The sequence below is a fragment of the Micromonospora siamensis genome (assembly GCF_900090305.1).
Taxonomy (GTDB): Bacteria; Actinomycetota; Actinomycetes; order Mycobacteriales; family Micromonosporaceae; genus Micromonospora; species Micromonospora siamensis.
Map to the genome: position 1 here is coordinate 4,042,242 of NZ_LT607751.1, position 26,496 is coordinate 4,068,737.

General features: G+C 74.3%; 20 protein-coding genes. 6 read left to right on the forward strand and 14 right to left on the reverse strand.

Annotated features, from left to right (window positions below; genetic code table 11):
• Window positions 1-8 precede the first annotated feature (8 nt).
• Together GA0074704_RS18775 and GA0074704_RS18780 are read right to left on the reverse strand one after the other, a co-directional pair.
• Window positions 9-1,268, reverse strand: coding sequence for a multicopper oxidase domain-containing protein (locus tag GA0074704_RS18775; protein ID WP_088971715.1), 1,260 nt, complete (start codon window positions 1,266-1,268; stop codon window positions 9-11).
• Between the two features lie 98 nt (window positions 1,269-1,366).
• A complete protein-coding gene (locus GA0074704_RS18780) occupies window positions 1,367-6,550 on the reverse strand; it encodes a hypothetical protein (protein ID WP_088971716.1) in 5,184 nt (1,727 codons plus the stop codon).
• Window positions 6,551-6,796: 246 nt separating this feature from the next.
• Here GA0074704_RS18780 and GA0074704_RS18785 point away from each other — a divergent pair, with 246 nt between their 5' ends.
• From GA0074704_RS18785 to GA0074704_RS18795, 3 genes are read left to right on the forward strand one after another with little or no spacing between them, the layout of a single operon-like run.
• Window positions 6,797-7,465 (forward strand): response regulator transcription factor, encoded by a 669-nt coding sequence (locus GA0074704_RS18785; RefSeq protein ID WP_088971717.1) that lies wholly within the window; start codon window positions 6,797-6,799, stop codon window positions 7,463-7,465.
• Window positions 7,446-8,615 (forward strand): sensor histidine kinase, encoded by a 1,170-nt coding sequence (locus tag GA0074704_RS18790; RefSeq protein WP_088971718.1) that lies wholly within the window; start codon window positions 7,446-7,448, stop codon window positions 8,613-8,615. The genes GA0074704_RS18785 and GA0074704_RS18790 overlap by 20 nt, the downstream gene beginning before the upstream one ends.
• A gap of 47 nt (window positions 8,616-8,662) precedes the next feature.
• Entirely contained in the window at window positions 8,663-8,905 is a 243-nt protein-coding gene (locus tag GA0074704_RS18795; RefSeq protein WP_088971719.1) for a hypothetical protein, read from the forward strand.
• Between the two features lie 65 nt (window positions 8,906-8,970).
• On the opposite strand, the gene GA0074704_RS18800 is transcribed toward GA0074704_RS18795, so the two are convergent.
• The 11 genes from GA0074704_RS18800 to GA0074704_RS18850 all read right to left on the reverse strand — a co-directional run bounded on the left by GA0074704_RS18800 (window position 8,971) and on the right by GA0074704_RS18850 (window position 20,817).
• Window positions 8,971-9,816, reverse strand: coding sequence for a DMT family transporter (locus tag GA0074704_RS18800; RefSeq protein ID WP_088971720.1), 846 nt, complete (start codon window positions 9,814-9,816; stop codon window positions 8,971-8,973).
• Window positions 9,813-10,580 (reverse strand): polysaccharide deacetylase family protein, encoded by a 768-nt coding sequence (locus GA0074704_RS18805; protein ID WP_231926548.1) that lies wholly within the window; start codon window positions 10,578-10,580, stop codon window positions 9,813-9,815. Before GA0074704_RS18805 ends, GA0074704_RS18800 begins: the two co-directional genes overlap by 4 nt.
• Window positions 10,577-11,818 (reverse strand): MGDG synthase family glycosyltransferase, encoded by a 1,242-nt coding sequence (locus GA0074704_RS18810; RefSeq protein WP_088971721.1) that lies wholly within the window; start codon window positions 11,816-11,818, stop codon window positions 10,577-10,579. Before GA0074704_RS18810 ends, GA0074704_RS18805 begins: the two co-directional genes overlap by 4 nt.
• Window positions 11,819-11,873: 55 nt before the next feature.
• Window positions 11,874-13,451, reverse strand: a complete 1,578-nt coding sequence (locus GA0074704_RS18815) for a flippase-like domain-containing protein (RefSeq protein ID WP_088971722.1) — start codon at window positions 13,449-13,451, stop codon at window positions 11,874-11,876.
• Between the two features lie 254 nt (window positions 13,452-13,705).
• Window positions 13,706-14,986 carry a D-alanyl-D-alanine carboxypeptidase family protein gene (locus GA0074704_RS18820; RefSeq protein WP_088971723.1) on the reverse strand — a complete coding sequence of 427 codons (1,281 nt, stop codon included), beginning with the start codon at window positions 14,984-14,986 and terminating at the stop codon, window positions 13,706-13,708.
• 61 nt (window positions 14,987-15,047) lie between these two features.
• Entirely contained in the window at window positions 15,048-15,359 is a 312-nt protein-coding gene (locus GA0074704_RS18825) for a hypothetical protein (RefSeq protein ID WP_088971724.1), read from the reverse strand.
• A 14-nt stretch (window positions 15,360-15,373) separates the two neighbouring features.
• On the reverse strand, window positions 15,374-16,402 hold the full coding sequence (locus GA0074704_RS18830; protein ID WP_231926550.1) for an SPFH domain-containing protein: 1,029 nt from the start codon (window positions 16,400-16,402) through the stop codon (window positions 15,374-15,376).
• 61 nt (window positions 16,403-16,463) lie between these two features.
• Window positions 16,464-16,904, reverse strand: coding sequence for a protein-tyrosine phosphatase family protein (locus GA0074704_RS18835; protein WP_088973794.1), 441 nt, complete (start codon window positions 16,902-16,904; stop codon window positions 16,464-16,466).
• Window positions 16,905-17,022: 118 nt separating this feature from the next.
• A complete protein-coding gene (locus GA0074704_RS18840; protein WP_231926552.1) occupies window positions 17,023-17,649 on the reverse strand; it encodes a hypothetical protein in 627 nt (208 codons plus the stop codon).
• Between the two features lie 34 nt (window positions 17,650-17,683).
• Window positions 17,684-19,462, reverse strand: a complete 1,779-nt coding sequence (locus GA0074704_RS18845; protein WP_088971726.1) for a DUF4012 domain-containing protein — start codon at window positions 19,460-19,462, stop codon at window positions 17,684-17,686.
• A gap of 101 nt (window positions 19,463-19,563) precedes the next feature.
• On the reverse strand, window positions 19,564-20,817 hold the full coding sequence (locus tag GA0074704_RS18850) for a glycosyltransferase family 4 protein (protein ID WP_088971727.1): 1,254 nt from the start codon (window positions 20,815-20,817) through the stop codon (window positions 19,564-19,566).
• Window positions 20,818-20,961: 144 nt separating this feature from the next.
• Here GA0074704_RS18850 and GA0074704_RS18855 point away from each other — a divergent pair, with 144 nt between their 5' ends.
• Window positions 20,962-21,516, forward strand: coding sequence for an arsenate reductase/protein-tyrosine-phosphatase family protein (locus GA0074704_RS18855; RefSeq protein WP_088971728.1), 555 nt, complete (start codon window positions 20,962-20,964; stop codon window positions 21,514-21,516).
• Here GA0074704_RS18855 and GA0074704_RS18860 read toward each other — a convergent pair.
• Window positions 21,497-22,960 (reverse strand): polysaccharide biosynthesis tyrosine autokinase, encoded by a 1,464-nt coding sequence (locus tag GA0074704_RS18860; RefSeq protein ID WP_088971729.1) that lies wholly within the window; start codon window positions 22,958-22,960, stop codon window positions 21,497-21,499. The genes GA0074704_RS18855 and GA0074704_RS18860 overlap by 20 nt on opposite strands.
• A gap of 188 nt (window positions 22,961-23,148) precedes the next feature.
• On the opposite strand from GA0074704_RS18860, the gene GA0074704_RS18865 reads away from it, so the two are divergent.
• A complete protein-coding gene (locus tag GA0074704_RS18865) occupies window positions 23,149-25,002 on the forward strand; it encodes a nucleoside-diphosphate sugar epimerase/dehydratase (protein ID WP_088971730.1) in 1,854 nt (617 codons plus the stop codon).
• A 129-nt stretch (window positions 25,003-25,131) separates the two neighbouring features.
• Window positions 25,132-26,451, forward strand: coding sequence for a Na+/H+ antiporter NhaA (gene nhaA / locus GA0074704_RS18870; protein WP_088971731.1), 1,320 nt, complete (start codon window positions 25,132-25,134; stop codon window positions 26,449-26,451).
• Window positions 26,452-26,496: the final 45 nt, after the last annotated feature.

Genomic DNA, 26,496 nt, shown 5'->3' on the forward strand with positions numbered 1-26,496 from the left:
CCCCCATCTCAGGCGTTCGCCCGGGTCTGCGCCGGGAGCGTGCCGGGCGGCGAGATCCGGATCTCGGTGAGCTGGCCGCCCCGCCCGCCGCCGGCGTTGGCCAGCGACGTCAGGTCGCGGTCGTAGAGCAGGTACGTGCCGGGTTCCGGTGCGGTGAGGATGACGTCGCGGCTCTCCCCCGGTCCGATCTGCACGGTGCTGGTGACCTGGTACTCGGCGCTGCCGTCGCGGCCACGCAGCAGCGCGGCGTCCTTGCCGACCACCAGCAGGTCGACACCGTCCACGGTGAGCGTGTGGTTCTGGTAGCCGAGGTTGGCCAGCCGCAGCAGCACCCGCTCCCCCGCGTTGGCGGTGATCAGCGACGAGATCGGCTGGTAGCGCAGCCGCCCGGCGGCCGGGCTGAGCGGGTCCCCGTTGGGGGCCAGGGTGTCCGGGTGGCAGCGCCCGTTGAGGGTGAAGAAGGAGGGCTTGTAGTCGGTCCAGTCGGTGGTCTGGATGTGCGCGTCCCGGTAGTGCGCCTCCGCCCACACCTCGCCGAGCATGAAGGCGAACTCACGGTCGTAGCGGGTGGTCCCGTCCCCGTCGTTGTAGACGTACCTGCCCGGTGGCACGTCCGCGGTGCCGGCGTTCTGCGTGGGCCGGACGTAGACGACGCCGGTCATGCCCATCTGCACGTGTTCGACGTCCTCGAAGTGGCAGTGGTACATGTACGTGCCGGCGTCGTGCGGTCGGAAGAAGTAGGTGAACTCCCGGCCGATCGGCACCGAGATGGACAGCTCCGGCACGCCGTCGAAGAGCGGGATGGCGTTGCGGAAGCCGTGCCAGTGCACGGTGTGCCCGTCGACCAGGTCGGGTCGTTGCGACAGCCCGAGGTTGGACAGCTTGATCGTGATGTCGGTCTCCTGGTCGAAGCCGAGCAGCGGGGCGCTGATCTGCGCCTTTCCCCGCTGGGCGGTCACCTCCGTCGCCGACAGGCCGGTGACGTCGCGGAAGCCGAAGACGTACAGGTCGGAGCCGGCCGGGGCGAGCGGGTCCGGCCAGAACGGGCTGATCGGCGGGGAGCCCTGCGGCATGGAGACCCAGCCGTCGGTGGCGGCCAGGTGCAGGCTGGCCGTCGGGTTCGGCACCGCCCGGGGTAGCAGGGCCGCCGGCCGGCGCGGCTGGGCGTCGGAGCCGCTCTCCGGCAGGACCGCCCAGGTGCCCAGACCGGTGAGGCCGGCCAGCAGGGCACGCCGGCTGATGCTCCCCTGCCGTACGGGATCGGTCACGATCTCCTCCTCGATGGGTCGGGGTCCGGGGGCGGCCGCTGTGGGTCGACCGCCCCCGGCGTACCGGCCGGTCCCGGCCGGCCGGGTGCCGGTACGGGTCAGCGGGGCCGGCGGGTCGGGGCGAGTGGGACCACGGGCAGTTCGTCGGCGCCCGCGTCGGGGTGCGGGAGCGCCCGGGGCTGCCCGTCGATGTCGACGGGCGGGGCGACCACGGTGGTGGTGCCGTAGGTGCGGGTGAGGACGCCCAGGTCGCTGGCGGACGAGGTGGCGTCGGTGAGGTGCCAGTCGCCCATCCGGGTCAGCGGCACCTGCTGGAGCACGATCACCGCCTGCCGGAAGGTCGGGAAGGTGCGGGAGGTGAGCACCGACACCGACACCGGGAACGGGTTGCGGAACCTGGGGTCGAGGCCCACCCGGTTGGTGGCGCTCGGCGCGGTGCCGGTGGTTTCCTGCAACACCGACTCGGTCGGGGTGAGCGGTCCGACCCCGTCGGCGGAGCCCATGTCCCAGTGCCGCACCGCCTCGCCGGCGGCGGCGCCGGCCGCGCCGATGCCGGTGACCGAGACGCCGTTCCACTCACCGGCCCGGTTGTCCCAGAAGACGTTGTCGAACATCTTCGGCCTGCTGAACGTGGGTGAGCCGGCCGGCAGGACCGCCTGGAGCTGGTCGCTGTTCGCGGCGGTGGACAGGCCGGCCGGAGCGGCGCGGCCGGTGCTGGTGGCCGCCGTGGCGGTGGTCAGGTTTCCGGCCACCGTGTTGGCCACGAACCGCACGTCCGGCGCGTCGTCGAGGGCGATGCCGCCGCCCTCGTGGGTGGAGATGTTGTCCACCAGCATGTTGTCGGTCACCGTGACCGGCACGTTGCCGACCTGGAGCAGCCGGACCCCACCGCCGTCGTCGTTGGCCAGGTTCGCCTCCACCAGGTTGCGGTCGATCGTGACCGCGCCGGAGCCGGGCGACAGCTTCGTCGGGTCCGCGGGCAGCTCACCGGCGACCATCACCCCGCCGGCCTCGTCGTACGACTGGTTGAGCCAGATCCGGTTGTTGGTGATCTTCCCGCCGGCGGAGCGGCCGTAGTGGCTGATCCCGCCGCCGTACTCGGCGGAGAAGTTGCCGCAGACCGCGTTGTGGTCCACCGAGTAGCCCGCGCTGCCGGCGAAGATGCCGACGCCACCGGCCAGGTTGGTGCCGCCGTTGTCCCGGATCTGGTTGCGGGCGACGCTGACGTGGTCGTTGCCGGTGTCCACGTACGGCGTGCCGATCCGGACGCCGCCCGCGTACGCGCCGCTGTTGGCGGCGATCACGTTGTCGGTGATCTGCGCATAGTGCAGCTGGGAGTGCAGGTAGACACCGCCGCCCTGGGTGATCAGCGCGCCGTCCGCGCCGACCGGGGTGTGCACGCTGCCGTTGGCGTTGACGTTGCCGGGGAAGTCGGACTGGTTTCCGCCGGTGATCCGGAGACCGGACACGGCCGGGGCGTTCAGCCGGGTGAACTGGTTCTCCCGGGCCAGCAGGGTTACCACGGCGCCGTCGGGTACCTCCGCCGGTGCGGCGTGCGGGGTGGACCGGACCAGGTCCACCCAGGCCGCGCCGGCCGGGTTGTCGATGCCGAAGCCCCGCCCGTCGAGCACCGACCCGGGGACGTACGTGCCGTCGGCGTACCGGCCGCCGGGGCCTACGCCGCGCAGCCACACCGAGGAGTGCACGACCACGTTCTCGTAGTAGGCGCCGTACGGGTTGTCGGTGCCGGCGACGTGCGGCCAGACCGCGACGACGGCGGTGCCGCCGGCCCGGCTCGCCGCCTCGAGCGCCGCCTGGACGGTGGCGTACGTGGTCTCCCCCGGCCGGACCGCCGAGGCGGGCGGGTTGACCTGGAGCACCCGGGGGTTGCCGCGGCTGCCGGTGCCCGCGCCGTTGCCGACGATCTGGAGGGTGAGTCCGTCGACGGTCTTCTGGCCGTTGGCGGCGGTCACGCTGAGCACCGCCGCGCCGTGGGTCAGCTCGTCGGTCGGGTTGTCGCGGTTGGTCAGGGTGAGGGTGATCCGCCGGTCCGACCAGGAGGTCACGGTGACCCGTGGCGCCTCGGTGGGGTCGGCGAAGCCGGTGACGTCGACCCGCCCCGGGGTGGTGCCGAAGCCGCTGCCGGTCAGGGTGAGCTGCCGGTTCGGGTCGTTGCCGCGCAGGATCGGCCGGGAGGCGGCGTAGACCTGCGGGACGTCGGCGGCCGGGTCGCAGACCACGGCCCCGAGCTGCCCGGAGTCACCGCCGATGGCCACCGCCGCGACCTGGGTGGGCGCGGTGTCGGTCACCGTGTACAGGCCCGGCCAGGCCTGGAAGTTGGTGGCGATGGTGCGGTAGCGGGGGTTCCAGTTGGCGTTGAGGTGCCCCGGCTGGCCGGGGTCGTTGCCGACGAAGCGGTACATGTTCGGGCACGGCCCGGCCGGCAGCGGGCAGTTGTACGTGCTGGTCGACGGCTCGATCGCCTCGTACATGCCGTTGAAGTCGGTGTCCACCGTGTCCACCAGCCGGCCCGCCCAGTCGTAGAGGCCGACCGGGACGTCCGGGAGGCCCTCCGCCTCGCCGAAGTTGCTGCTGCGCTTGTCCCGGGTGAGGCCGAGGTCGTTGATGACCAGCCCCCAGAAGTGGGTGGGCAGCGGGACCGGGGTGAAGAGGTTGAAGTTGGGGGCGCTGGCCTGCCCGGCGCGCACCTCGACCAGCTTGGTGTCGCACAGTGGGCGCGACTGGCCCTCGAACGGGCTGCCCCCGGCGTCGCGGAAGCCCGGGTCGGTGACGTGCACGGTGTGCAGCGCGCCGGCACAGGAGGAGGTGATGCCGTTGCCCTGCGACGGCGGCTCACCCGGGTCGGGCTGCGGGTCCGGCGGCGCCGGCTGGTCGCCGGCCTGGTCCGCCGAGGGCGGGAAGTTCTCCTGGGGCAGGAAGCCGTCGCCGGCGAAGACGTTGACGTCCTCCTCCCGGGTCGGCTGGTACATCGCGCCACCGCCGACCGGGTTGTCCGGGCTCTCCACCGCGACCAGGTAGTCGTCGGGCGGCAGCGGCTGGGTCTGCCCGTCGGGCAGCGGGGCGTAGAGCGGCAGGTCGTCGTCGGGGCCCGGGTTGGCCGGGTCGCCCGGCGGGATCAGGTTCAGCTTCGAGTCGGCGAAGGCGTAGTTGCCGTTGACGGTCTGCCCGAAGTTGGTCGGGTCGTTGTCCGTGGGCGCGGCCTGGAAGCCCATCATCGGGGCCTCCACGCACATCTGGTTCGCCTCCCGACCGAATTCGGGCAGGGCCTGCTGGTCGGTCAGCGGCCGCCCGTCGAACATCCGCGCGGTGCAGCCACGCCCGGGCTGCCAGGTCTCCGAGGTGTACGCGTCGTTGAGCTCCGGCCCCTTCCGCAGCGACCCGTCCGCCTCGCGGACCGGCTCGCCGTCGGCGTCGCGCACCACCGCGTACAGGTGGACCTTCAGCCCGGGGATGCCCGGCTGGTACGGCTCGGTGACCGCGTACGCGGGGTCCAGCTCGTTGCGGGTGGTGTCGTAGGTGACGGTGCCGGCGATGCCGCCGTTCTCCGCCCCCCGGTACGGCTGCACCCCCCAGTCGACCCGGCCGGTGAGCCCGATGATGGGCAGCACGTCGACGTCGACGGCCGCGCCGAGCAGCGTGGTCGGGGTCGGCTCGTTGGGTGCCTGGAAGGTGATGCCGGTGGTCTTGTAGCGGGTGTTGAACGCCTCCAGCACCAGCCACCTGGTCAGCGGGTAAGCCTCCTTGATGGCGTAGTGCCCGGCGCTGTCGGTGACCACGCTGTTGGTGCCCTGGTCCATCAGGGAGTTGTCGCGTTCCTTGAGGACCACCGGGAAACGCGGCACGCCCTTCTCCCCCGGGTCCTGCCGGCCGTTGCCGTTGGTGTCGACGAAGACCGTGCCGGTGATCTCGGTGAACCAGCCGACCAGCGGCTTCGCCCCGACGTCGACGGTCCGCCCGCCGCTGACCGTGACGTTGAACGAATCGAGCAGCATCTCCTGCGGGCCGTCCCAGAGGGTCAGCTGGTAGTCGCCGTCGGGCACGTTCGGGATCCGGAACGAGCCGTCCGCGCCACCCCGGTCCAGGTAGACCATCCGGTCGCCGTCGCCCAGGTCGGACAGGGCCACCCAGGGCCGGGCCACCGGCCCGGCGATCTTCGCCCCGGCCACCCCGTCGGCCGGCAGCGTGACCCCGCCCTGGCCACCGACATAGGTGTACGCCTGAACGGCGGTGCCGGTGATCGCCCCGGACGCCGTGCCGGACAGCGGCGTCGGGGAGACGAACCCGAAGTCGACGTACGGCACCGGCTCACCGCCGAGGGTCTGCTCGGTGTCGTAGCCGGTGTCGCCCTCCTGCACCCAGACGTCCCAGTCGTGGCCGCCCTCCAGGGTGGTGGTCTGCACCCAGCTGCGTCCGCCGGGCGCGACGACCTGCGCCGCGTACCGGTCGGGGCCGAGGTTGGGGATGGTGATGTCGCCGTCGGCGTCGCTGCGGCAGCCGGTGGACTCCTCCGCGATCACCGGTCGGCCGTCGTCGTCGAAGACGACCCGACCGGTCGGGTGGTCGGCGTCCGGCGCGGTGTGCGCGTACCGCGTGCACAGCGGGTTGCCGTAGTAGTCGACGGTCACCTCGCCCATCACGTCGGCCAGGTGCGCGGTGAAACCGGCCAGCCCGTGCTCCGCGCCGACCTCGTACGTGCCGTCGACCGGCGCGGCGTCCTCGAAGACGCGCAGCCGCACGGTGCCCAGCGGCAGCGGGTACGGCTGCATGCCGACGCTCACGTCGGTGGTCCGGCCCGGCGTCACGGTGAAGTGCTCTCCGTCGATCTTGTAGCCGTCGGCGGTGACCGAGATCAGGTAGCGGCCGGCGGGCAGGCCGTCCAGCGGCGTACCGGCGGCCAGGGTGTCCTGGTCGCCCTGGGCGACCACCGGCACCGCACCGGGGGTGTTGCGGATGGACGGCCAGCGGCAGTGGTCGGCGAAGTCCGGCGCGCTGGCCACCCCGGCGCGGGCCGGCAGGCAGTGCTCCGGGGCGTCGTGCGGGTCGCCGGAGTCGTCGGCGGTGATCAGCCAGTGGTAGGCGGACACCGGGTCGCCCCGCTGGACCTGCGGTCGCGGCCCGACCGTGCGGGCGCTCACCACGGCCAGGGTGATCGCGCCGGTGGTCGGTTCGGCGGCGGCCGGTCGCGGCGGTACGACGATCCCGACGAGCAGCAGGCAACAGGCGGACACGAACCAGCGCGGCCAGGTGGAACGACGCGGCATGCCCTCACCCCCTCGGTCAGCGGTGGCCCGCCGCGACGGTGCGCGGCCGGGCTGGTGTGAGGAGCATGGGTGGCGGTGGCGGGTCGACGACCGTTCATGACGACGCCGTCATCGGAGCGTCATCCTCGGGCGACCGCACGTGTCGCATCTACGACAGGAACTGTGCCCCGTTCGGCGGAAGCGTGAACGAACGCGAGGGGAGCTTCATATAGACGCCAGAAAGTCACCGACGGCTGTGGGGGCACGGTGGGACGGGTACTGGTGATCGAGGACGACGAACGGATCGGACGACTGGTCACCCGCGCGCTGGAGGGCGGTGGCCTGCTGACCGAGCGGGCGTCCTCCGGCAGCGCCGGGCTCGACGCGGCGCTGCGCCGCGACTACGACCTGGTGGTGCTGGACCTGATGCTGCCCGGCCTGGACGGGCGCCAGGTGCTGGACCAGTTGCGCGAGCGGCGACCGGAGCAGCCGGTGCTGGTCCTGTCCGCCGTGCCGGAGATCAGCACCCGGGTCGCGGTGCTGGAGGCGGGCGCCGCCGACTTCCTCGGCAAGCCGTTCGCGGTGGCCGAGCTGCTGGCTCGGGTCCGGGCCCGGATGCGCCCCGCGCCCGGCGGGGACGGCGGCCGGTGGCTGCGGATCGGGCCGGTGCAGCTCGACCTGCACCGGCGGCGGGTGACCGTCGACGGCGTCCGGGTGGAGCTGCCACTGCGGGAGTTCCTGCTGCTACAGCACCTGATGACCCGCGCCGGCCGGCCGTGCAGCCGCGACGAGCTGCTGGCCGACGTGTGGGGGTTGCACTTCGACCCGGGCAGCAACGTGGTCGACGTGTCGGTGCGCCGGCTGCGCGGTCGACTCGACCGGCCCGACCGGATCGAGACCGTACGCGGCGTGGGCTATGCGTACGCCACCGACTGACCGCCTGCTGACCTGGATCTGGATCGTCTTCGCCACCGTCAACGTGGCGCTGATGTGGTTCCTGCCGGGCGAGGAGACCGTCCCGTTCCACCTGGTCTGGATCAGCCTGGCGCTGGTCTACGGCTTCACCACCTGGCGGCTGTCCCGGATGGTCGCGGCGCTGGCCGCCGTGACCACCACCACCGGGGTGATCCTGGCCCACCACGCGGCCGTCGGCGAGATCCGCTGGGAGGAGACCGCCGAGGAACCGCTGATGGCGGTGATCTTCATCGTGATGGCCTGGCACGTGCACCGCCGACACGTGCTGCTGCGCCAGATGCGGGGCCTGCGGGAGTCCGAGCGGGATCGCGCGCACCAACGGGAACTGCTGGTCCGGCTCGCCTCGCACGAGCTGCGGACCCCGCTGACCATCGCCCGCGGCTACACCGAACTGCTGCGCAGCACCCACGACGAGCCGTCGACGGTGGAGGACACCACGGTGGTCCTCGACGAGTTGGACAAGGCCACCCGCATCGCGCACCGCCTGGTCACGCTGATGCAGCTGGAGCAGCAGCCCCAGGCCCGGCTGGTCGACCTCGACGCGGAACTGGCCCGGATCGCCCGCCGCTGGGCGCCGGCCGCCGACCGCGACTGGTCCTGCCGGTCGGCCGTCGGCCAGAGCCGGGTCGACCCCGAGCGGCTGGAGGCGGCCCTGGACTGCCTCATCGAGAACGCGGTGAAGTTCACCGCGGCCGGTGACCGGATCGCGCTGGTCGGCCGGCGCGACGCCGACGGGTGGACGGTGGAGGTGGTCGACTCGGGCGCCGGCATCCCGCCGGAGGTCGTACCCCGGCTCGTCGACGGCCGGCCGGGGCGGCCCACCGCCACCGGCACCGGTCTGGGGCTGGCCATCGTGCGGGCGGTCGCCGGGGCGCTCGGCGGCCGGGTGGTGGTGGGCGCCGGGCCGGACGGCGGCGCCCGGGTCGGCCTGTGGGTGCCCGAACGCGAGCCGGCCGGTACGCCGCGGCCGGGACCGGTCCGGCCGCGGTCGCCCGGCGGCCCGGCCACCCAGGCGGAACCGGACCGGCCGACCCGGAGGCCGGCCGGCCTGCGGCACCCGGTGCGCAGCGTCGCGGACGGTGAACGGGGCGGGACGCGGCAGGTGTCGTGACGAGGAGGGTGGGGTAGCCCGGGGGGAAGGACATCGAAGGAGGAGCCATGACCGACCCCCGATACGCCCCGCTCGGCCTCGCCGTCACCGGAGACCTCACCGAGGACGCCGGCGAGCGCGACGGCGGTCCCGTCGTCGGCGCCGACGACGCCCGGGCCGACGCGGCGAACGCCGGCGCGGACACCGACCTGACCGGCGCCACCCGCGACTCCGACGGCACGCCGGTCGGTGCGGCCGACGCCGACGCCGACCGGGCCCGGGCCGCCGGCGAGGAGCCGCTCCGACCGTGACCACGCCCCGGGGGGCGGCCGGACCGGCCGCCCCCGGGCACCGGTGGGTCGGCGGGGCCGCCGGATCAGCGGGCGGCCGGTGCCGAGCCGCCGGCCAGCCGGACCCCCGCCACGATGGCCGCCCCGGCGACCAGGAGCAGCGGGATCCGCGCCCCACCGAGGGAGAGCGTCTCGTGGAAGGCGGTCACCCCGATCAGCACACCGGCCACCGGCTCGGTCAGGGTGAGCGCGGTCAGCGGGGCGGCGATCCGACCACTCTGGAACGCGTTCTGGTTGAGCTGCACGCCGAGCAGGGCCACCAGCACCAGCGCGGTCAGGCGGGGATCGGTCAGCAGCGCCAGCGGATTGCCGTGGACCCCGGCGGCCACCGCCTTGAGCAGGGCGGCGGCCATCCCGTACAGCACTCCGGTGGCGACTCCGAGCAGGGCACCCCGGGCCGCGCCCGTGCTCGTCCGGGCCGCCAGGAGGCACAGGGTCACCACGCCGCCCACCCCCGCCGCCACCCACCACCAGGCGGCGGCGCTCGGGGCGTCGACCCCGGCGTGGGGGTCGGCGACGACCAGGAAGCCGATCAGCCCGGCCAGACCGACCAGCGTCGCCACCAGGTCACGGCGTCGCGCCCGCCGCCGGTTCCAGGCGGCCTCCAGCAGGACGGCCATGAAGAGTCCGGTGGCCATCAGCGGCTGCACGACGGCCAGCGGCCCGTACCGCAGCGCGAGAGCCTGGGCCAGGGTGCCGATCACGTCCGGGACCCAGCCGAGCTGCCACAACCGGGTGCCCAGCAGCCGCCAGAGCAGCCGGGGATCGAACGCCCGCCGCGCCGGCTGCCGCTTCGCCGCGCGCTCGTGCATGGTGGTGGAGAGAGCGAAGGCGAACGCCGCCACGAGGGCGGCCAGCACCGCGACGATCACCGGTCGAGGGCCCGCTGCTCGCCCAGCGGTCCCACCGCCCAGCCCTGCCGCCGGCAGTGGGCGAGCAGCCGGGGCAGCGCGGCCAGGCTGGACCGCCAGGCGCCGGGGGCGGCCGTGCAGTCCGAGTCGTGCAGCAGGATCGTCCCGCCCGACCCGAGCCCCGCCCGGACGGTGTCGTGGACGCTGTCGCCGGTGGCCGTACGGGTCCAGTCCCGACCCCAGCAGGTCCAGAGGACGGGCCGCAGGTCCAGTCGGCGTGCCGCCAGCAGTGCGGCGCCGGTGAGCACCCCGTACGGGGGTCGGAAGAACAGTGGCCGGCGGCCGGTCACGGCCGTCACCAGGTCGCGGGTGCGGGACAGCTCCCGCCAGGTCGCCACCGGCCCGCGCAGCAGCAGGTTGCGGTGCTCCCACCCGTGTACGCCGACCTCGTGCCCCGCGGCGACGATCCGCCGGCCCAGGTCCGGGGAGCGTTCCAGCATCGACCCGAGGACGAAGAAGGTCGCCCGCACGGAGTGCTCGGCCAGCACCGCCAGGAACCAGGGGGTCGACTCCGGGTCCGGGCCGTCGTCGAAGGTCAACGCCACCCGACCCGAGCCGACGCCCCCGTTCAGCCCAGGCAGGCACCACGACCGCAGCCCGGGCAGGGCGGTGAGGGCCGGGGCGACCTGCGCCGCGGCGAGGGAGACGGCGGCGGTCCGCAGCACCGGGCCCGCCCGGTGGAGCGCGGAGGCCCAGGGCAGCGCCACGCCCGGGTGCGGCCTCACCGGCGGCCGATCCGGGTCAGGGCCGCCGACTGGGCCACGGCGACCAGCACGGCCATCGCGTCACCCACGATGTCCGCCAGCGCGGTCACCAGGGTGCGGACCCGCCCGGCGGGCGCCGGGGCCACCGGGGGCGCGGCGGCCAGCTCGGCTACCAGGCGGGCCGGATCGGTCGGGCCGGCGCTCACCCGGCCCGGCGGCGCCACGGGTCCACGGTGAGCGGAGCCGAGCGGCGCCGGGTCGTCGTCGAACGCGGCGGCCAGCGCGTCGAACGCCGGCCGCAACTGCTCCGGCGCGGGCACCCACCGGGTCAGCCCGTGTCGGGCCAGCACCGAGGCGTTGGCCCGGCCGTGCCCCGGGATCGGCCGGTAGGTGACCACGGGCAACCCGCTGGCCAGCGCCTCCTGGCAGGTCAGACCGCCGGCGTTCTCCACCACCAGGTCGACGGCGCGCATCAGCGCCGGCATGTCGTCGACCCAGCCGAACACGTGCTCGTGGTGGCGGAGCAACCGTTCCCGCAGCGTCTCGTTGCGTCCGCAGACCACCACCGGCCGGACCCGACCGGTCCCGGCGACCTCGGCCACCGTGGTCTCCACCTCGCCGGCACCCCAGGCGCCCGCCACGATCAACGCCAGCCGGCCGTCGCGGGGCAACCCGAACCGGTCCCGCGCCCGGGCCCGGTCCTCGGTCGGCGGGGTGGCGAAGGCGGCCGGGACCAGCGGTTGCACCTCCCGCAGGCACACCGGGTCCGACACGTCGCGCAGCTCGGCGTGGCGCAGCGCGCAGTACACGTCCACGCCCGGTGAAACCCAGGTCGGGTGGACCACGAAGTCCGTCACGTAGGTGACCACCGGCACCCGTAGCCGGCGGCGCATCGGCCCGAGCAGCTGGTTGGCGAAGGGGTAGGTGGTGACCACCACCCGGGTGTCCGGCGGGATGCGGCGGCGCATCCGGCGACGGACCGGGCGCAGCAGGGCCCGGACCAGCGCCACCGGGGCCCGGGAGCGGCTGGTGACGGTGAACAGCGCCTGGTAGCCCCAGGGCAGCCAGCGCAGGATCCCCCGGTACGCCTCCCGGAACGCCCAGCCCACCGGGGCCGGGAACGTGTCCAGCAGGTTCACCCGGTCGACCAGGAAGCCGTGCTCGCGCAGCCGCCGGGACAGCTCGGCGGCCGCGGTGTCGTGGCCGGCGCCCACGTCGGCCGACACCACGACGACCCGGCCGCGGCCCTGCTCCCTCATCCGCCGCGCATTCCCAACGCCGGGTGATCCAATCCGGTCACCTGCCGGCCGCAGGTCACACCAGGTTCCGGCGCACCAGCAGCCGCAGCGCGACGTACCCCGGCACCACCGGGATCCAGAAGCTGGCCAGCCGGTAGACCAGCACGCCGGCCACCGCCGTCACCACCGGTATCCCGGCCAGCAGCAGACCGGAGACCAGGGCCGCCTCGGTGGCGCCGAGGCCGCCCGGGGTGGGGGCCGCCGTGGCCACCCCCTCCCCCACGATGCACACCAGCACCACCGCGGGCACCGGCGCCAGCGCCACCGGCAGCCCCACGGCCAGCAGGGCGAACCAGAGACAGGCGCCGTAGGAGAGGGTGAGGCCGACGCTCACCAGGATCAACCGGCGGATCCGCCCGCTGTGCCGCAGCACCCGTACCGCGTCGGCGACCTGGTGGCGCGCGGACCGTATCCGGGCGCGCAGCCGGGGCACGGCGAGCGCCGCCGCCACCAGCGCCAGCACCCCCGACGCGACCAGGAGCACGGTCGTGGACCGGGTGGCCGCCACGGTGAGGTGGCGGCCGGTGGTCCGGGCGAACGGCAGCAGCACCGGCAGCAGCAGGACCACCGACAGGACGCCGGCCACCCGGGTCACCGCGACCGCCGTGGCCGCCGCCGGCACCGACAGCCCTCGCCGACGCAGATACCGCACGCCGAGCGCGACGCCGCCGACGCTGCCGGGCGCGACCCGGTTCGCGAAGGCGGCGGCGACCTGCACCAGCACCGTCTCCCGCAGCGGCACCCGCTCGGCGGTGGCGAGCCGCAGCGCGGCGGCGCTGAGCGGGTAGGTGGCGGCGGCGGCGAGCAGGGTGGCCGCGGCCCATCCCGGTCGGGCGTGCGCCAGCGTGTGCGCGGCGAGCCGGACCTGGGCGAGCTGGTGCAGCAGGAGGTACGCCAGCGCGCCCAGCATCACCAGCAGGAAGACGTCCCGCCGGCCGTACCGGCCCAGCCACCCCTGGCGGCCGGTAGGGCGGTCCGGGTGCCCCTCCGCTGCGGGGTGGCCGGGCAGCAGCCGGGTCAGGCCGGCCGAGAACCAGCCGACCAGCGCCCCGCCCAGCACGTCGACCGGCAGGTGCGCGCCGACGTGGATCCGGGCGAGGCCGACCGCCGCGACGGCCACCCAGACCGGCCAGCGCCACCGCCGGGGCAGGGTGGGGGCCAGCACCAGACCCAGCGCGGTCACCACCGCCACGTGGCCGGAGGGGTAGCCGTAGCCGTCGGGTACGTGGGCGGGCAGGCGGACGTCGGGCAGGTATCCGGCCGGCCGTCGGCGGGCCACCACCGACCGGATCAGCACCGCCGACCAGTAGCCCAGGTTGCCCGCGAGCAGCAGGTCCCGGGCCAGGCGGAACCGCCGGGCGGCGGTCGCCGTCGCGGCCGCGACGAGGACCGCCGGGTACGAGCCGAGGGACATCACCGCCACCAGCGCCGGGGTGAACGCCGCCGGCAGCTGGTTGAGCAGCCGGAACAGGTCGCGTTCCGCGGGTCCCGGGGGGCGGTGCCGGGCCCAGAGGCTGAGCGCGGCGAGCAGACCGCCGGACACGGCCAGGCTGAGCAGGGACGCCGGGGAGGGTCGCCGGGTCCGGGCCGTCACCCCGGGCTACCGGCCGGGCGTCGGTGGCCCGGCGCGGCCCACCGGCGCGGTCAGCGCCAGGCTGGAACGGTCCATGGGTCGACCATAGGCGCGGGCCGGGCGCGCGGACCCGGCAACCGGTCAGCCGGCCGGCGAGGTCGTACGGGCCTGGTGGGCGGTGTGGTCGCCACGCGGGTGGTCGGGCAGGGCCCGGGCTCCGGCTGCTGCACTCCCGCGCGTGGCGACGGGCGGAGGCCGGCCGCTGACCGGCCGGGTCAGGCGGCCCGGCGCCGGCCCGGACCGCGACGGCGCCGGCCCTGGTCCCGACGGCCCCGGACCAGGAACACCGTCACCAGCACGAACAACACCGCGCCCGCCCCGGCCGCCGCGGGCCACCACCGGCGGGTCCAGTCCTCGGCGGCCCGGTACGCCGCCACCGGCCCCGGGGTGTCGGCCGGGTCGGGCTCGGTCGCGGCCGGTCGCGGCGAGGCGGCCGGTGCCGCCTGTTCCGCGGTCAGCTCCCCCGGCTCCACCAGCCGGCCCACGGAGGCGTCCTTCGGCAGGGAGAAGCCCCAGTCGAGCAGGGCGGCCCCCTGCTTCCAGCCGGCCAGCGGATAACGTTCCGCGCCGAGCAGCGTCACCACCAGCCGCCGGCCGTCGCGTTGCGCCGCACCGACGTAGGTGTGCCGGGCCAGCTCGGTGAAGCCGGTCTTGCCGCCCAGCGCCCCCGGGTAGTTGTAGATGAGCTTGTTCTCGTTCTGGATCTGGAAACCGGTCTGCTTCAGCGCCGGCTGGGCCGGGATCGTCGTGTTGCGGGTCAACGCGTACCGACGGAAGTCGGGGATGGCGAAGCACGCCCGACCGATCAGCGCCAGGTCGTACGCGCTGGTGAACTGGCCCTTGCCGTCCAGCCCGGAGGGGGTCACCGCGTGGGTCTGCAACGCGCCGAGCTCGCGGGCCCTGTCGTTCATCGCCTTGACGCCGGCGGGCACCGAGCCGGCGCCGAGCCGGGCCAGCAGGTTGGCCGCCTCGTTACCGGAGTTGAGCAACAGCCCCAGCCACAGGGTCTCCACCCGGTAGCGACCGCCCTGCACCAGGCCGACCGCCGAGCTGCCCGGTTCGATGTCCAGATCGGGCCGGGTGACGGTGGCCAGTTGTTTCGGGTCGAGCTTCGGCATCATGGTCGCCGCCAGCAGCAGCTTCTGGGTGCTGGCGGGGGTGCCGTACTCGTGCGGGCCGCAGGCGCCGAGCACCGCGCCGCTGTCCAGGTCGGCGACCACCCAGGAGGTCGCGGTGAGCGGCGGCGGGCTGGGCGCCCCGGGCGGGACGATCAGCCCGGGGGTGGCCAGGGCGTCGCCGCCCACCCGCTGCGCCTCGGGCACCGCGGGCGGCGGCACCGGTCGGGGCGGCCGGTCCGCCTTCGGCGGCACCGTGTGCGGGCACGGCACCGGTGTGCCGGCCGGCGCCGCGGCGGCCCGCGGGCCGGCGACCGCCGGGACCGGCGTCGTCGTGAGTACGGCGGCGGTGACCGCGGCTGCCAGGGCCCGTCCTCTCATGGGTGAGGAGGGTAGCGGGGAAGATCGTGTGGGGGGTGACCCACCCCGGCGTGGCGGGCGATCAACCTGGCAGCGCCGTGCCACCGGAGTTGAGATGGAACGCCCGCTCCTCGGCGACCTCCCGGGCCCGCAGGAACCGGGTCGTCCACTCCGGATCGGCCTGCGGGATCCGGTCCACGACGTGCTCGTCGAGCGGGCCGCCGCCGTGGCGGGGCAGCAGCCCCACCGCGACGACCGTGTACCCGTCCCGGCCGTAGTGCACCACCTGCCACCGGGCCGAGCGGGCGGCCCGCCGGTCCACCGCCCGGCCCACCGCGAGGCAGAGCGGCAGGACCGCGAGAACCAGCGGGAGGAGCAGGATCAGCGCCCGCACCGCGCCACCCCCCCTCACTTCAACGGTACGGTGGCTCCGGCGCCCGGCGCGTACGTGGTGACGCCGGGCGGCAACGCCTTGATGATGTCGATCTGCGCGCAGGCGGAGCAGGCGTTGTAGCCCTGCTGACGGGTCTTGTTCGCGTCGGCCTCGGCCCGGGCCTGGGCCACCTTGGCCTGGGCCTCGCTGACCGCCGCGTACGCCGCCTGGGCCTTGTTGACCGCCTCCTGGACGGCCTGCGGCAGGGTCACCCGGGCCAGGTTGAACTTTATGCCCTCGAAGAAGTCGCCGCCGAGCATCTCGGCGAGGTCCTTGGGCAGGCTCTCGTTGACCGCCTCCTGGACCTTGGCGATGTTGGTGTTGTTGGCCTGTCCCGCCGCGTCCGGGTCGCCCGGGCCGGTGGCCGGGGCGCGCTGGGCGCCGTTCTGCACCAGGGCGCAGCTGGAGACCAGCTCCGCGCAGCGGAACTTGCTGATCTGGATACGCAGGTCGTTGTCGATGACCGGCCGGACGATCGCGTCGAGGAAGCTGCTCCAGCCCTCGTCCCCGTCGTAGGCGTAGCGCAGGGTGCCGTCGACGCCGCGGAACTGCCGGGTGCCGAACTTGGTGTCGAACTGCGCGAGCGCCTTGGCGTCCAGGTTGAGGGTGAAGTAGATGGTGCCCTCGATGCCCATCTCCACGCCGTCGCTGGAGGGGGTGTTCACCACGTCCACGCCGGTCTTGTCGCCCCGGGCGGGGTCGGCGGTGATGGTGTAGAACCGCTGCTGGGCCGGGTAGCGGTGCATGGTGGAGTAGAGCCCGGTCCAGGTGCGCGCCGAGCCGGCCGGCACCACCTGGCGGACCCGGTTGTCGTCGAGCCAGCCGCCGTTGCGCACCACGCCGACCTCACCGCCGGCGGTCTTGTCGAAGCCGCTGACCAGCGCGCCGACGGCGACGATCAGCACGAGCACCGCGGCCAGCACCGATCCGACGATCGCGAACGCCCGGGACGGCACCCCGGACGGCATTCCGGCCGGCGGCCGGCGGTACTGCGGCGTGTTCATGGTGGACCTCCCCGACGTGGCGGGCGTCGCCCGCGCTCCGGGATCAGGTTGACAGCCCCCGTCAAGCCGCCGGCTCGGTCCCCGGCGGCGGCAGGGAGCGCAACCAGCGCCGCTGCCACGGGGTCTCGACGGCCCGCGGGTGGTAGTGGGCACGGACCCAGGTCACCGCCTGCCCGACCGGCAGCCCGTCCAGCACGGCCAGCGCCGCCAGCGCCGTCCCGGTCCGGCCGATGCCGCCCCGGCAGGCCACCTCGACCCGCTCGCCGGCGTGGGCCCGGCGCAACGCCTCGCCCAGCGCGTCCAGCGCGTCGGCGCGGTCCACCGGGATCCAGAAGTCGGGCCACCGCACCCGCCGCGACGGCCACGCCGGCGCCGGCCCGTCGACGAGCAGCAGGGTGAAGTCGGCGGGCGAGGCGGCTCTGCGGGCCGGCCGGCCGCGTACCTCCGCCCCGCCCGGCAGCACCACCACACCCGTCCGATCCGACCACGCGGCGACAGCCATTCCGTCATCGTGCCAGTGGCCGGCGCGCGCCGGGGGGACGCACGGGGACGCCCGCCGGATCTCGTCGATCCGGCGGGCGTCCACCGTTCACCAGGGAAGGAGAAACGTGCGGTGGCGGTCAGCTCTCCAGCCGACGGCGCCGCCAGACCATGGTCGCCAGGACCATGACCGCGCCCGCACCCAGCAGGCCGCCGCCGATCTTCATCGGGGTGCCGAGGCTGGCACCGGTGACCGGCAGGTGGTGCGGCGGCCGGTGGGGCGGCCGGTGGGGCGGCGGTCCCGGAGTGACGGTCACGCTGGCGCTGGCCGTACGCCCGGACGAGTTGCCACGCGCGGTGAACGTCCACAGCCCCGGCCGGGTCACCCGGTACTTGAAGGTGAACGAGCCGCTGCCGTCGACCTGCACGGTGAACCGTCGCGGCGGGTTGTTGCCGGTGAGCGAGGACCCGGGGGTCGGGGCCTGCTGCTGGTAGGCGACGGCGGCCATCGTGACGGTCGTACCGTCGCTGCGGCGCGCCGCGGCCGGCGCGGCGACGGGCAGGCCGCCGACCGTGACGGTGATGGTCGCGATCTCGCCGGGCAGGAAGCCGGTGCCGACGCCGGTGACGATGGTCCCGGGAGTCGTCGACGACGGCGTGACCGTGAGCGTCGGCGGCGTGGGGACGTAGTCCGGCGGCGGCTGTGGCTGCGCGCCGAGTGCGGCGCCGGGCGCCGCCGCCACGGCCAGCCCCGCCGTGAGCGCCAAGATTATGCGGGATAGCCGCATGATGGATTCCCTCCTACTGTTCACAACTCGGTGCGGTGACAACTTGGGTGGTCCACGGGGTGGCGGTGGGTGTGGTTCTGAGCTCGGCGGCGCCCGCCGAGGTCTTGCCGGTCAGCAGACCGACGTCGAGGGTCCGGGTACGTCCGGGCGGCACCTCGACGTTGGCCACCGCGATCTGCCGGCGCCGGTCGTAGCCGCTGCCGAGGCCGATCTGCTCACCGTCGAGTCGACCGTCGACCACCGTGCCGCCGGTGGGGCTGTAGACGGAGACGAGCGTGCGGATGGTGTACGGGTCGCCCGACCGACCCAGCCCCAGGACCGACTTGCTGAGCCCGGAGGCGGGGGCCGTCGAGTGCAACGTGAAGCGCAGGCGCAGCTCGCGGCGGCCGTCGGTGCGGCAGTCGCCAACGGTGAGGGTGGCCGCGGGCCGCACGTAGTAGCCGAGCTTCGCGCCGCTGCCGTCGTTGAGGTAGACGCCGACGGTCGGTACGGCGTCCTTCTCCGGCAGGGTGCCGGTCAGTCGGCTGTCGTCGAGCATGCGCTGCTCCTCAGGTCGGGCACTCCAGAACAATACCCGCCCTTCAGTAATCGAACGGTCAAAAGCCGACAAAAGGGTGCGAGGGTCAACATTTCTGGTGAAAAGCGCGTCGAAGACCGCTGCGGCGGCCGCGGCGAAGTAGCCGTCCTGTTCCTCCTCGTCGAGGTCCCGGTAGGCGTCGCTGAGCAGGGTGCGTACGGCGTGGTCGCCGGTCAGCGCCGGGCCGCCGGGAACGCTGACCGTGCCGATCGCCTTGAGCAGGTACGACAGCATCACCGGGTCCACCGCCAGCACCCCGTCCACAGCGGACCCGCCGCGCCGCCGGTACATCTCCCGGTAGAGCGCGGCGGCCGTCGGGAAGTGCGGGGTGAGGTTGACGTCGGCGGGGTACATGCCGGGCAAGTCGTTCCAGAGCGCCCGGGTCTGCGCGGGAACCTCCAGCGGCGGAACGAACCGACCGATCTTGGCGCTGGTGCCCTGCTCCACCATCCTGATCCGGCCACCCTCCGCGCGGATCACCGCGTAGGCGCCGAACATCCCGCCGGTGGCCCGCAGCTCCGCCAGGTTCTGCGACAGCAGGAGGTAGCTGCGGGGGCCGTCCGCGCCGAGCAGCGGCGGCAGCAGCTTCGCGCCCCGGTCGGCCGCGCCGGTCAGCTCCGCCAGCCGGTCCATCTCGGTACTCAACGCGCCGAGCGCCTCCCGGATCTGACTGACCAGGCTTTCCTGCGGCACGGCGGCCAACCGCGCGCGGACCTCACGGACGACGCGGTCGGCCGCGGTGAGCTCGCCCGACACGGCGGTCAGCCGGCCCAGGTCCAGTCGCCCACCGCGGGGCACCAGCGACGCCAGGTCCGTGCGCAGCAGGCTGGGAAAGGCGCCGCGGGCCAGCTCGTCGATGGCGACCGAGATCTGGCGTACGGCGTTGAGGTCGTCACCCGCCCAGGGCGCGTGCTCGCCGAGCCACCAGCCGGGGTCACCGGTCGCCGAGCGGGCCTTCGCGGACTGCTCCTGCAGGGCGGCCAGGGTGCGCTGCGCCCGGTCGACGTCGCCGGCGACCACGTCGGCGCTGAGCTCGCGGGCCAGCCCCGCCGCGTTCATCAGGTGCGCCCGGGCCTGCCAACCGCGGAAGCCGACCCAGCCGACGCCGAGCAGCACCAGCGAGCCGACGACCAGGGACGCGAGCAGGGCACGACGGATCCGCGCCCTCCTGCGCCGCCGGGACCGCCGGCGATGCGACACACCCTTCTCGGTCACACCAGACTCCACTCCGAAACGGACACAATCCACCAAATGCGTCTTCCGCCGTGAACAACGATCGTCGGCCGCGAACCGGACGGATCGCCGCGGGAAATCCCCTATCCGAGGGCGCGGGACTCCGCCGGGGCGGTGCCCCGCGCCGGATGCCCGGCCTCCTGCAACATCCGCTCGATCCGGTCCACCCCGGCCCGCAGCGACATCTCCCGCAGGTACGCCTCCCGGCCGCGCCGTCCCATCTCGGTCCGCGCCGCGGCCGGGATCGTGGAGGCCAGCCAGAACCGGTCCGCCAGCGCCGCCCAGTCCTCCGGCGCGCAGGACAGGCCAGCCCGGGCCCGTTCCACCAGCTCCACGGTGTCCCCGCCGGCCGACGCGACCACCGGCGCGGCGCAGCTCAGGGCGGCCTGCAGCTTCGCGGGCACGCTCCCGCGCAGCTCCGGCAGGTCCCGCAGCATGACCAGCTGATAGTCCGCCGCCGCGTAGAGATCCGGCATCTCCAGGGCGGAACGCCGCTCGACGAAGCGCACGTTGTCGGCCCGGAGCTGGTCGGCGAGCCCCCGCACCCGCCGCTCCTCCCCGCCCGAGCCGACCAGCACCAGGTCCATCCGGTCACCGAGCGCCGCCGCGGCGCGTACCGCGGTCTCCAGGCCCTGACGCCGGCCGATGGTGCCGGCGTGCATCACCACGGTGCGGTCGCCCCGGCGGACCAGGTCCCGCGCCGCCCGGGAGGGTTCCGTCGGGCGGAAGATCCGCTCGTCGGTCCAGTTGAGCACCAGTTTCACCCGGGCCGGGTCGGCGCCGGCGGACACCACCAGATCGCCCATGGCCGGCGCGGTGACCGCGATCGCGTCGGCCTCCCGGTAGATCCGGGACATCGTCGCGCCGATCCGCCCCGACCAGCGGCCACGCTCCGCACCCTGGGTGGCCTCGTCCTCCTCCGCCCAGACGTCCTGCACGTGGAGCACGGTCGGCACCCGGCCCAGCAGCCGCAGCAGGGCGGCGGTGGCGAAGGTGGTGGGCGGTAGCTGGAAGACGTACAACGCGTCGATGTCGGCGAAGTAGCGGCGACCGGCCACCGCGACGCTGCCGGCGAAGGAGAGGTACGCGGCCATCCGGGCCCCGGCCGAGCCGTCCCCGCGGGCGTACCTGGGCACCCGCCGGACGGTGAGCCGCTCGCTGTGCGTCTGGTGCCGCCAGCGCTGCCGCCAACCGGGATAGACGTGGCCCCCGGGATAGTCCGGAAAGCCGGTGAGCACCCGCACCTCGTGACCCCGGGCGGCCAACTCCTCGGCGAGGCTGCCCGGGACGAACGCCGGCTCCGGCGGGAAGTGGTAGGACAGGACGCCGATCTTCATCGGGCACCTCCGGATCGGTCCGGCGCGGCGGACCCGGGCCCGGCGGGCGCGTCGGCATAGGATCTGGTCCGCCCCTCACCGGCCGGTCGACAGCGCGCGCCGGCCGGCGCAGTCGTCACCCCGACGCCGTCGGAAGGGGCCCCCGTGGCCGACCGGATCCTCATCGTCTGCCATGCCAACCTGTGCCGGTCCCCGATGGCCGAGTACCTGGCCGCGAAGCTGATGGAGAAGCTTCCGGTCGAGGTCGCCAGTGCCGGCACCGCCGCCGAGGACGGCCTGGCGATGCATCCGTACGCCGCGGAGATCGCCGCCGGAACCGGAAGCGACCCGGCGGGTTTCCGCAGCCGCCGGCTGCGCCCCGAGCACCTCCTCGACGCCGGGCTGGTGCTTACCGCGAGCCGGCGGCAGCGCTCCCTGTGCGTCTCGCTCGCTCCCGGCGCGCTGCACCGCACCTTCACCCTGCACCAGTTCGCCCGCCTCGCCGAGGCCGCCGAACGACCGGACGACGCGGACGGCGGCGTGCTGCGCGCGGCGGTGCGGGCCGCCGCCCGCTGCCGGGGCCGACTGCAGCCCGCCGACCCCGGCGCCGACGACCTCTTCGACCCGATCGGCGGCACGGCCGCGGACTTCCGGCGCTGCGCCCGGCAGATCGAGCGCGCCGTACTGCCGGTCGCGGCGCTCATCGAGGCAACCGGGTGAGCTGCTGGGTCTCGTCGTGGGCGGGACCGCCGCGGGCGTGGGCCCCGCCGGCCGCGGCCCGGGCCCGGTCCACCGGGACGGTGGCGGCCGGCGGCGCGACCAGCACCTTGTAGCTCTCGTAACCGTAGGCGTCGACCTTGGCCATCTTCGCCATGTTCAGGACGCAGCCGAGCAGCCGGACGGAGACCGACTGCAACGACTGGGCGGCCGCGGCCACGTGCGTACGGTCGGTGCGTCCGTGCTGGCTGACCAGCAGCGCGCCGTCGGCCTGCACGGCGACCACCACTCCGTCGGTGACCGTTCGCAGCGGCGCGGTGTCGATGATCACGATGTCCGCCGACTGGCGCAGCACCACCAGCAGGTCGGCCATCGCCTTGGAACCGAGCAGCTCGCTGGGGTTGGGCGGGGTCGAACCGCTGGGCAGCACCAGCAGGGACTTGTCCCCCCAGCGCTGCACGACGTCGCCGACCTGCACGTCGCCGAGCAGCACGTCGGTCAGGCCGACGCCGGCCTCCAGGCCGAGGTAGTCGGCGACCTTCGGCCGGCGCAGGTCCGCGTCGACCAGGGCCACCCGCCAGCCCGCCTCGGCCAGCGCGATGGCCAGGTTGCAGGAGAGCGTGGTCTTCCCCTCCCCCTGCAGCGCGCTGGTCACCGCGATCACCCGGGCCGGCTCGTGGACGTCGACGAAACGCAGGTTGGTACGCAGCTTGCGGACCGCCTCCGCGCGCGGCGAGTTGGCCGCGTCCCCGACGATCAACGGCGCCGAGCGGGCGCTGCCGTCGAAGGGGATCTCGCCCAGCAGCGGGCTGCCGGTGACCCGTTGCAGGGTCAGCGAGTCGCGTAGGCGGGTGTCGAGCCGGGTACGCAGCACCGCCAGCGCCAAGCCGGCGAGCAGTCCGGCCAGCGCCCCGAGGACCAGGTTGCGGACGGGGTTCGGCGACACCGGCGTCGAGCCGACCCGGGGGCCACTGATCACCTCGACCTTGATCGTCGCTCCGCCGCCGTCCGGCGGCGTCTCGATCTGCTTGACCAGGCTCACGAACTCGGCGGCGATCGCCTCGGTGAGCTTGAGGGCGCGGGCCGCCTCGGTGTCGGTGAGGGTGGCCCGCAGCAGCACGGTGTCCGGCACGGAGGCGGCGACGATCCGGCTCTGGACCTGGTCGGCGGTGAGCCCGAGCGGGGTCTTCGCCACGACGGTCTGCGCCAGGCGGTCGCTGCGCAGCAGGTCGACGTAGGACTTGACGCGCTGCTGCATCAGGAAGTTGCCCTGGTACGCCTCGCCCACCCCCTTGCTGGACGTGGTGACGAAGAACGTCACCGAGGCTTCGTACCGGGGCACGCTGCGCACGGTGACGAGGGCGGAGGCGCCGAGGGCCACCATCACCGTGATCACCACGACCCACCAGTTGCGGCGAATCAGGCGCAGGCTGCTGCGTACGTCCATCAGGCCGGCCTCCCGTCGGAACGGACAACACCGCTGAGCTGCACGAAAACCCCCTAGTAACGACACTCGTCGTGTAAGGATTGAATTCCCCCCACACAACGTCAGACACCCTCGAACCGAATGTAGACGATTTAGAACTCAAATTGCCGCAAACCCCTCAGGCGGCGACCCGCAACCAGAGGGAGCCCATGAATCCCGCATCGCCCGCCCCGACGAGCCCGACCACACCCACGGCGAACCACCGGCGCGTCCGGGCCCTGTCTCTGTTAACGCTGGACGCGGCCGCCTGGTGCGCGGGTTTTCTGGCCGCCGCCACCACCCGGTACGAATTCGACCTCACCGAGCGGATCAGCGGGCTCGTCCTGGGCACCGCCCTCGCCTGCGCCGCCCTGCACGCCGGCCTCAACCGGGCCCGCCTCGTGCTGTGGGGGCGGCACCCCCTGGGCAGCGCCGGCGACGTGCGGGACCTGGCCGCCGCCGGGGCGCTGACGATCGCCGTCGCGCTGGCGGTGCTGCTGCCGGTGGACGTCCGCCCGATCCCGGCCAGCACGCCGCTGGTCGGCGGCGCGATCGCCCTGCTGCTGATGATGGGCAGCCGGGCCACCTTCCGGTTCCACCGTGAGCAGCGGGCACAGGCCGCCCCCTCCACCTCGCGGGCCCTGATCTACGGCGTCGACGACACCAGCGAGCGGCTGCTGCGGGTACTGCTCGCCGACCCCGCCGGCCGGTACCGCCCGGTCGGTCTCCTCGACGACGACCGCGAGCACCGGAACATGCGGCTGGCCGGCGTCCGGGTGCTCGGTGGCCGCGAGCAGCTCACCGATGCCGTCCGGGCCACCGGCGCGGACACCGTCATCTTCGCGACCGGGCACGCCGACCCGGAGCTGATGCGGGACGTACGCGCCCGGACCCTGCAGGCCGGCGCGGCGTTCAAGGTGCTCCCCCCGGTGCACGAACTGCTCGACCGCCCGGTGGCGGTGACCGACGTACGCGACCTGCAGATCACCGACCTGCTCGGCCGGGCCCAGCGGGTCGCCGAGCTGGCGGTGGACCGCAACGGACTGGCCGGGCGGCGGGTGCTGGTCACCGGCGCGGGCGGCTCCATCGGCTCCGAGCTGTGCCGGCAGATCGCCCGCTGCGACCCCGGCGAGCTGATGATGCTCGACCGGGACGAGTCGGCGCTGCACGCCCTGCAGATGTCGCTGGACGGTCGGGCCATGCTGGACGGGCCCGAGCTGATCCTGGCCGACATCCGGGACCGGGACGGGATCGCCCGGGTGATCGCCGACCGGCAGCCCGACGTCGTCTTCCACGCCGCCGCGCTGAAGCACCTCACCCTGTTGCAGCGGCACCCCGGCGAGGCGGTCAAGACCAACCTCCTCGGCACCCTGAACGTGCTCGACGCGTGCCGGGACGTGGCCGAGTTCGTGAACATCTCCACCGACAAGGCGGCCGACCCGGTCAGCGTGCTGGGCTACTCCAAGCGGATCACCGAGCGGCTCACCGCGCACTACGCCGAACGGTACGGCGGGGCGTACCTCAGCGTCCGGTTCGGCAACGTGCTGGCCAGCCGGGGCTCGGTGCTCACCGCGTTCGAGGCCCAGCTGCGCGCCGGGCTGCCGATCACCGTCACCCACCCGGACGTCACCCGGTACTTCATGACCGTGCAGGAGGCGGTGCAGCTGGTGCTCCAGGCCGCCTCCATCGGCCGGGGCGGCGAGGCGCTGGTGCTGGACATGGGCGAGCCGGTCCGGATCGCCGACGTGGCCCGGCGACTCGCCGACGAGGCGCCGAGCGGCGCCGAGATCGTCTTCACCGGGCTGCGTCCCGGCGAGAAGCTGCACGAGGACCTCTTCGGCGCCGACGAGGTCGACAGCCGACCGCTGCACCCGCTGATCTCGCACGTCCGGGTGCCGGCGCTGCGCCCGGAGGAGATCGGCTCCCTGGACCCGTACGGGGACCCGGCGGAGCTGGTCAAGCGGATGGAGGCGCTCTGCACCCACCGGTCCACGGTCTGGCAGGCGCTGCCGACTCCCCGGTGAGGCCAACGTCGCAGCTCATCGGCTCGGCGGTGCCGGGCCGGTGCGGATAGGGTCGAAAGCCTGGTGTGCCGGGAAGTCTGGTCGGCGATGGTCCCTTGCCGCCCCGACACTCCGAGGTGAAACACGCCCATGGCCTCCCCTCCCACCCGCACCGGCCCGTCCCGCCGGCTCTTCTCCCGCGGTTCCTGGCCCGAGGCCCGGTTCCTCGCCGACGTGCTGCGCACCGAGACCGTCGGCGGTGGTCTCCTGCTGCTGGGCGCGGTCGTCGCCCTGGTCTGGGCCAACTCACCGTGGGGAGACTCGTACGCCGCCCTGGGCCGGTGGGTTCCCTGGCCGGGCGGCGCCGCCCTGCACCTGGACCTCAACCTGGCCAAATGGGCCGCCGACGGACTGCTGGCGATCTTCTTCTTCGTCGTCGGGCTGGAACTCAAGCGTGAGTTCGTCGCGGGCGACCTGCGCGATCCTCGGCGTGCCGCGCTGCCGGTGGTGGCCGCACTGGGCGGCATGCTGCTCCCGGCGCTGTTCTACGTCGGGGTGGCTCTCGCGGCGGGTGGCGAGGGGCTGCGCGGCTGGGCCATCCCGACCGCCACCGACATCGCCTTCGCGCTCGCCGTGCTGGCGGTGATCAGCTCGCACCTGCCGCAGGGGCTGCGGGCCTTCCTGCTCACCCTGGCCGTGGTGGACGACCTCTTCGCCATCACCATCATCGCGGTCTTCTACACGGCGGAATTCCATCCCCTGCCGCTGCTGCTGGCGCTGGCGCCGATCGCCCTGTTCGGTCTGCTCGTGCAGCGGCGGAAGACCTGGTGGTGGGCGTTGATCCCGCTCGCCGTGCTCGCCTGGACGCTGGTGCACGCCTCGGGGGTGCACGCGACCGTCGCCGGTGTCCTGCTCGGCTTCACCGTGCCGGTGCTGCGCAGCCGGGGCAGCGGACCGGGCCTGGCCGAGCACCTGGAGCACCGTTGGCGGCCGGTGTCCGCCGGCTTCGCGGTGCCCGTGTTCGCCTTCTTCGCCGCCGGTGTGTCCCTGCGAGACGCCGACCTCGGGGCGGTGCTCACCGACCCGATCGTGCTCGGCATCGCCGCCGGTCTGGTGCTGGGCAAGGCGATCGGCATCTTCGGCTCGACCTACCTGCTGGCCCGGTTCACCCGTGCCGAGCTCGACGAGGACATCAGCTGGGCGGACCTGGCCGGGGTGGCGCTGCTGGCCGGCATCGGGTTCACCGTGTCCCTGCTGATCGGGGAGCTGGCGTTCGGGGTGGGCAGCGCCGAGGACGAGCGGGTCAAGATCGCCGTACTCGCGGGGTCGGTCACCGCGGCCGTGCTGGCCTCGGTCGTGCTGATCCGGCGGAACAGGGTCTACCGGCGGATCGCCGAGCAGGAGACCCGCGACGCCGACGGCGACGGCGTGCCCGACGTGTACCAGCAGCGACCCGGCCGGGAGGCCTGAGCCGGGGCCGGGACGGTCCGGTGGCGCGTCGACCGCGCCACCGGA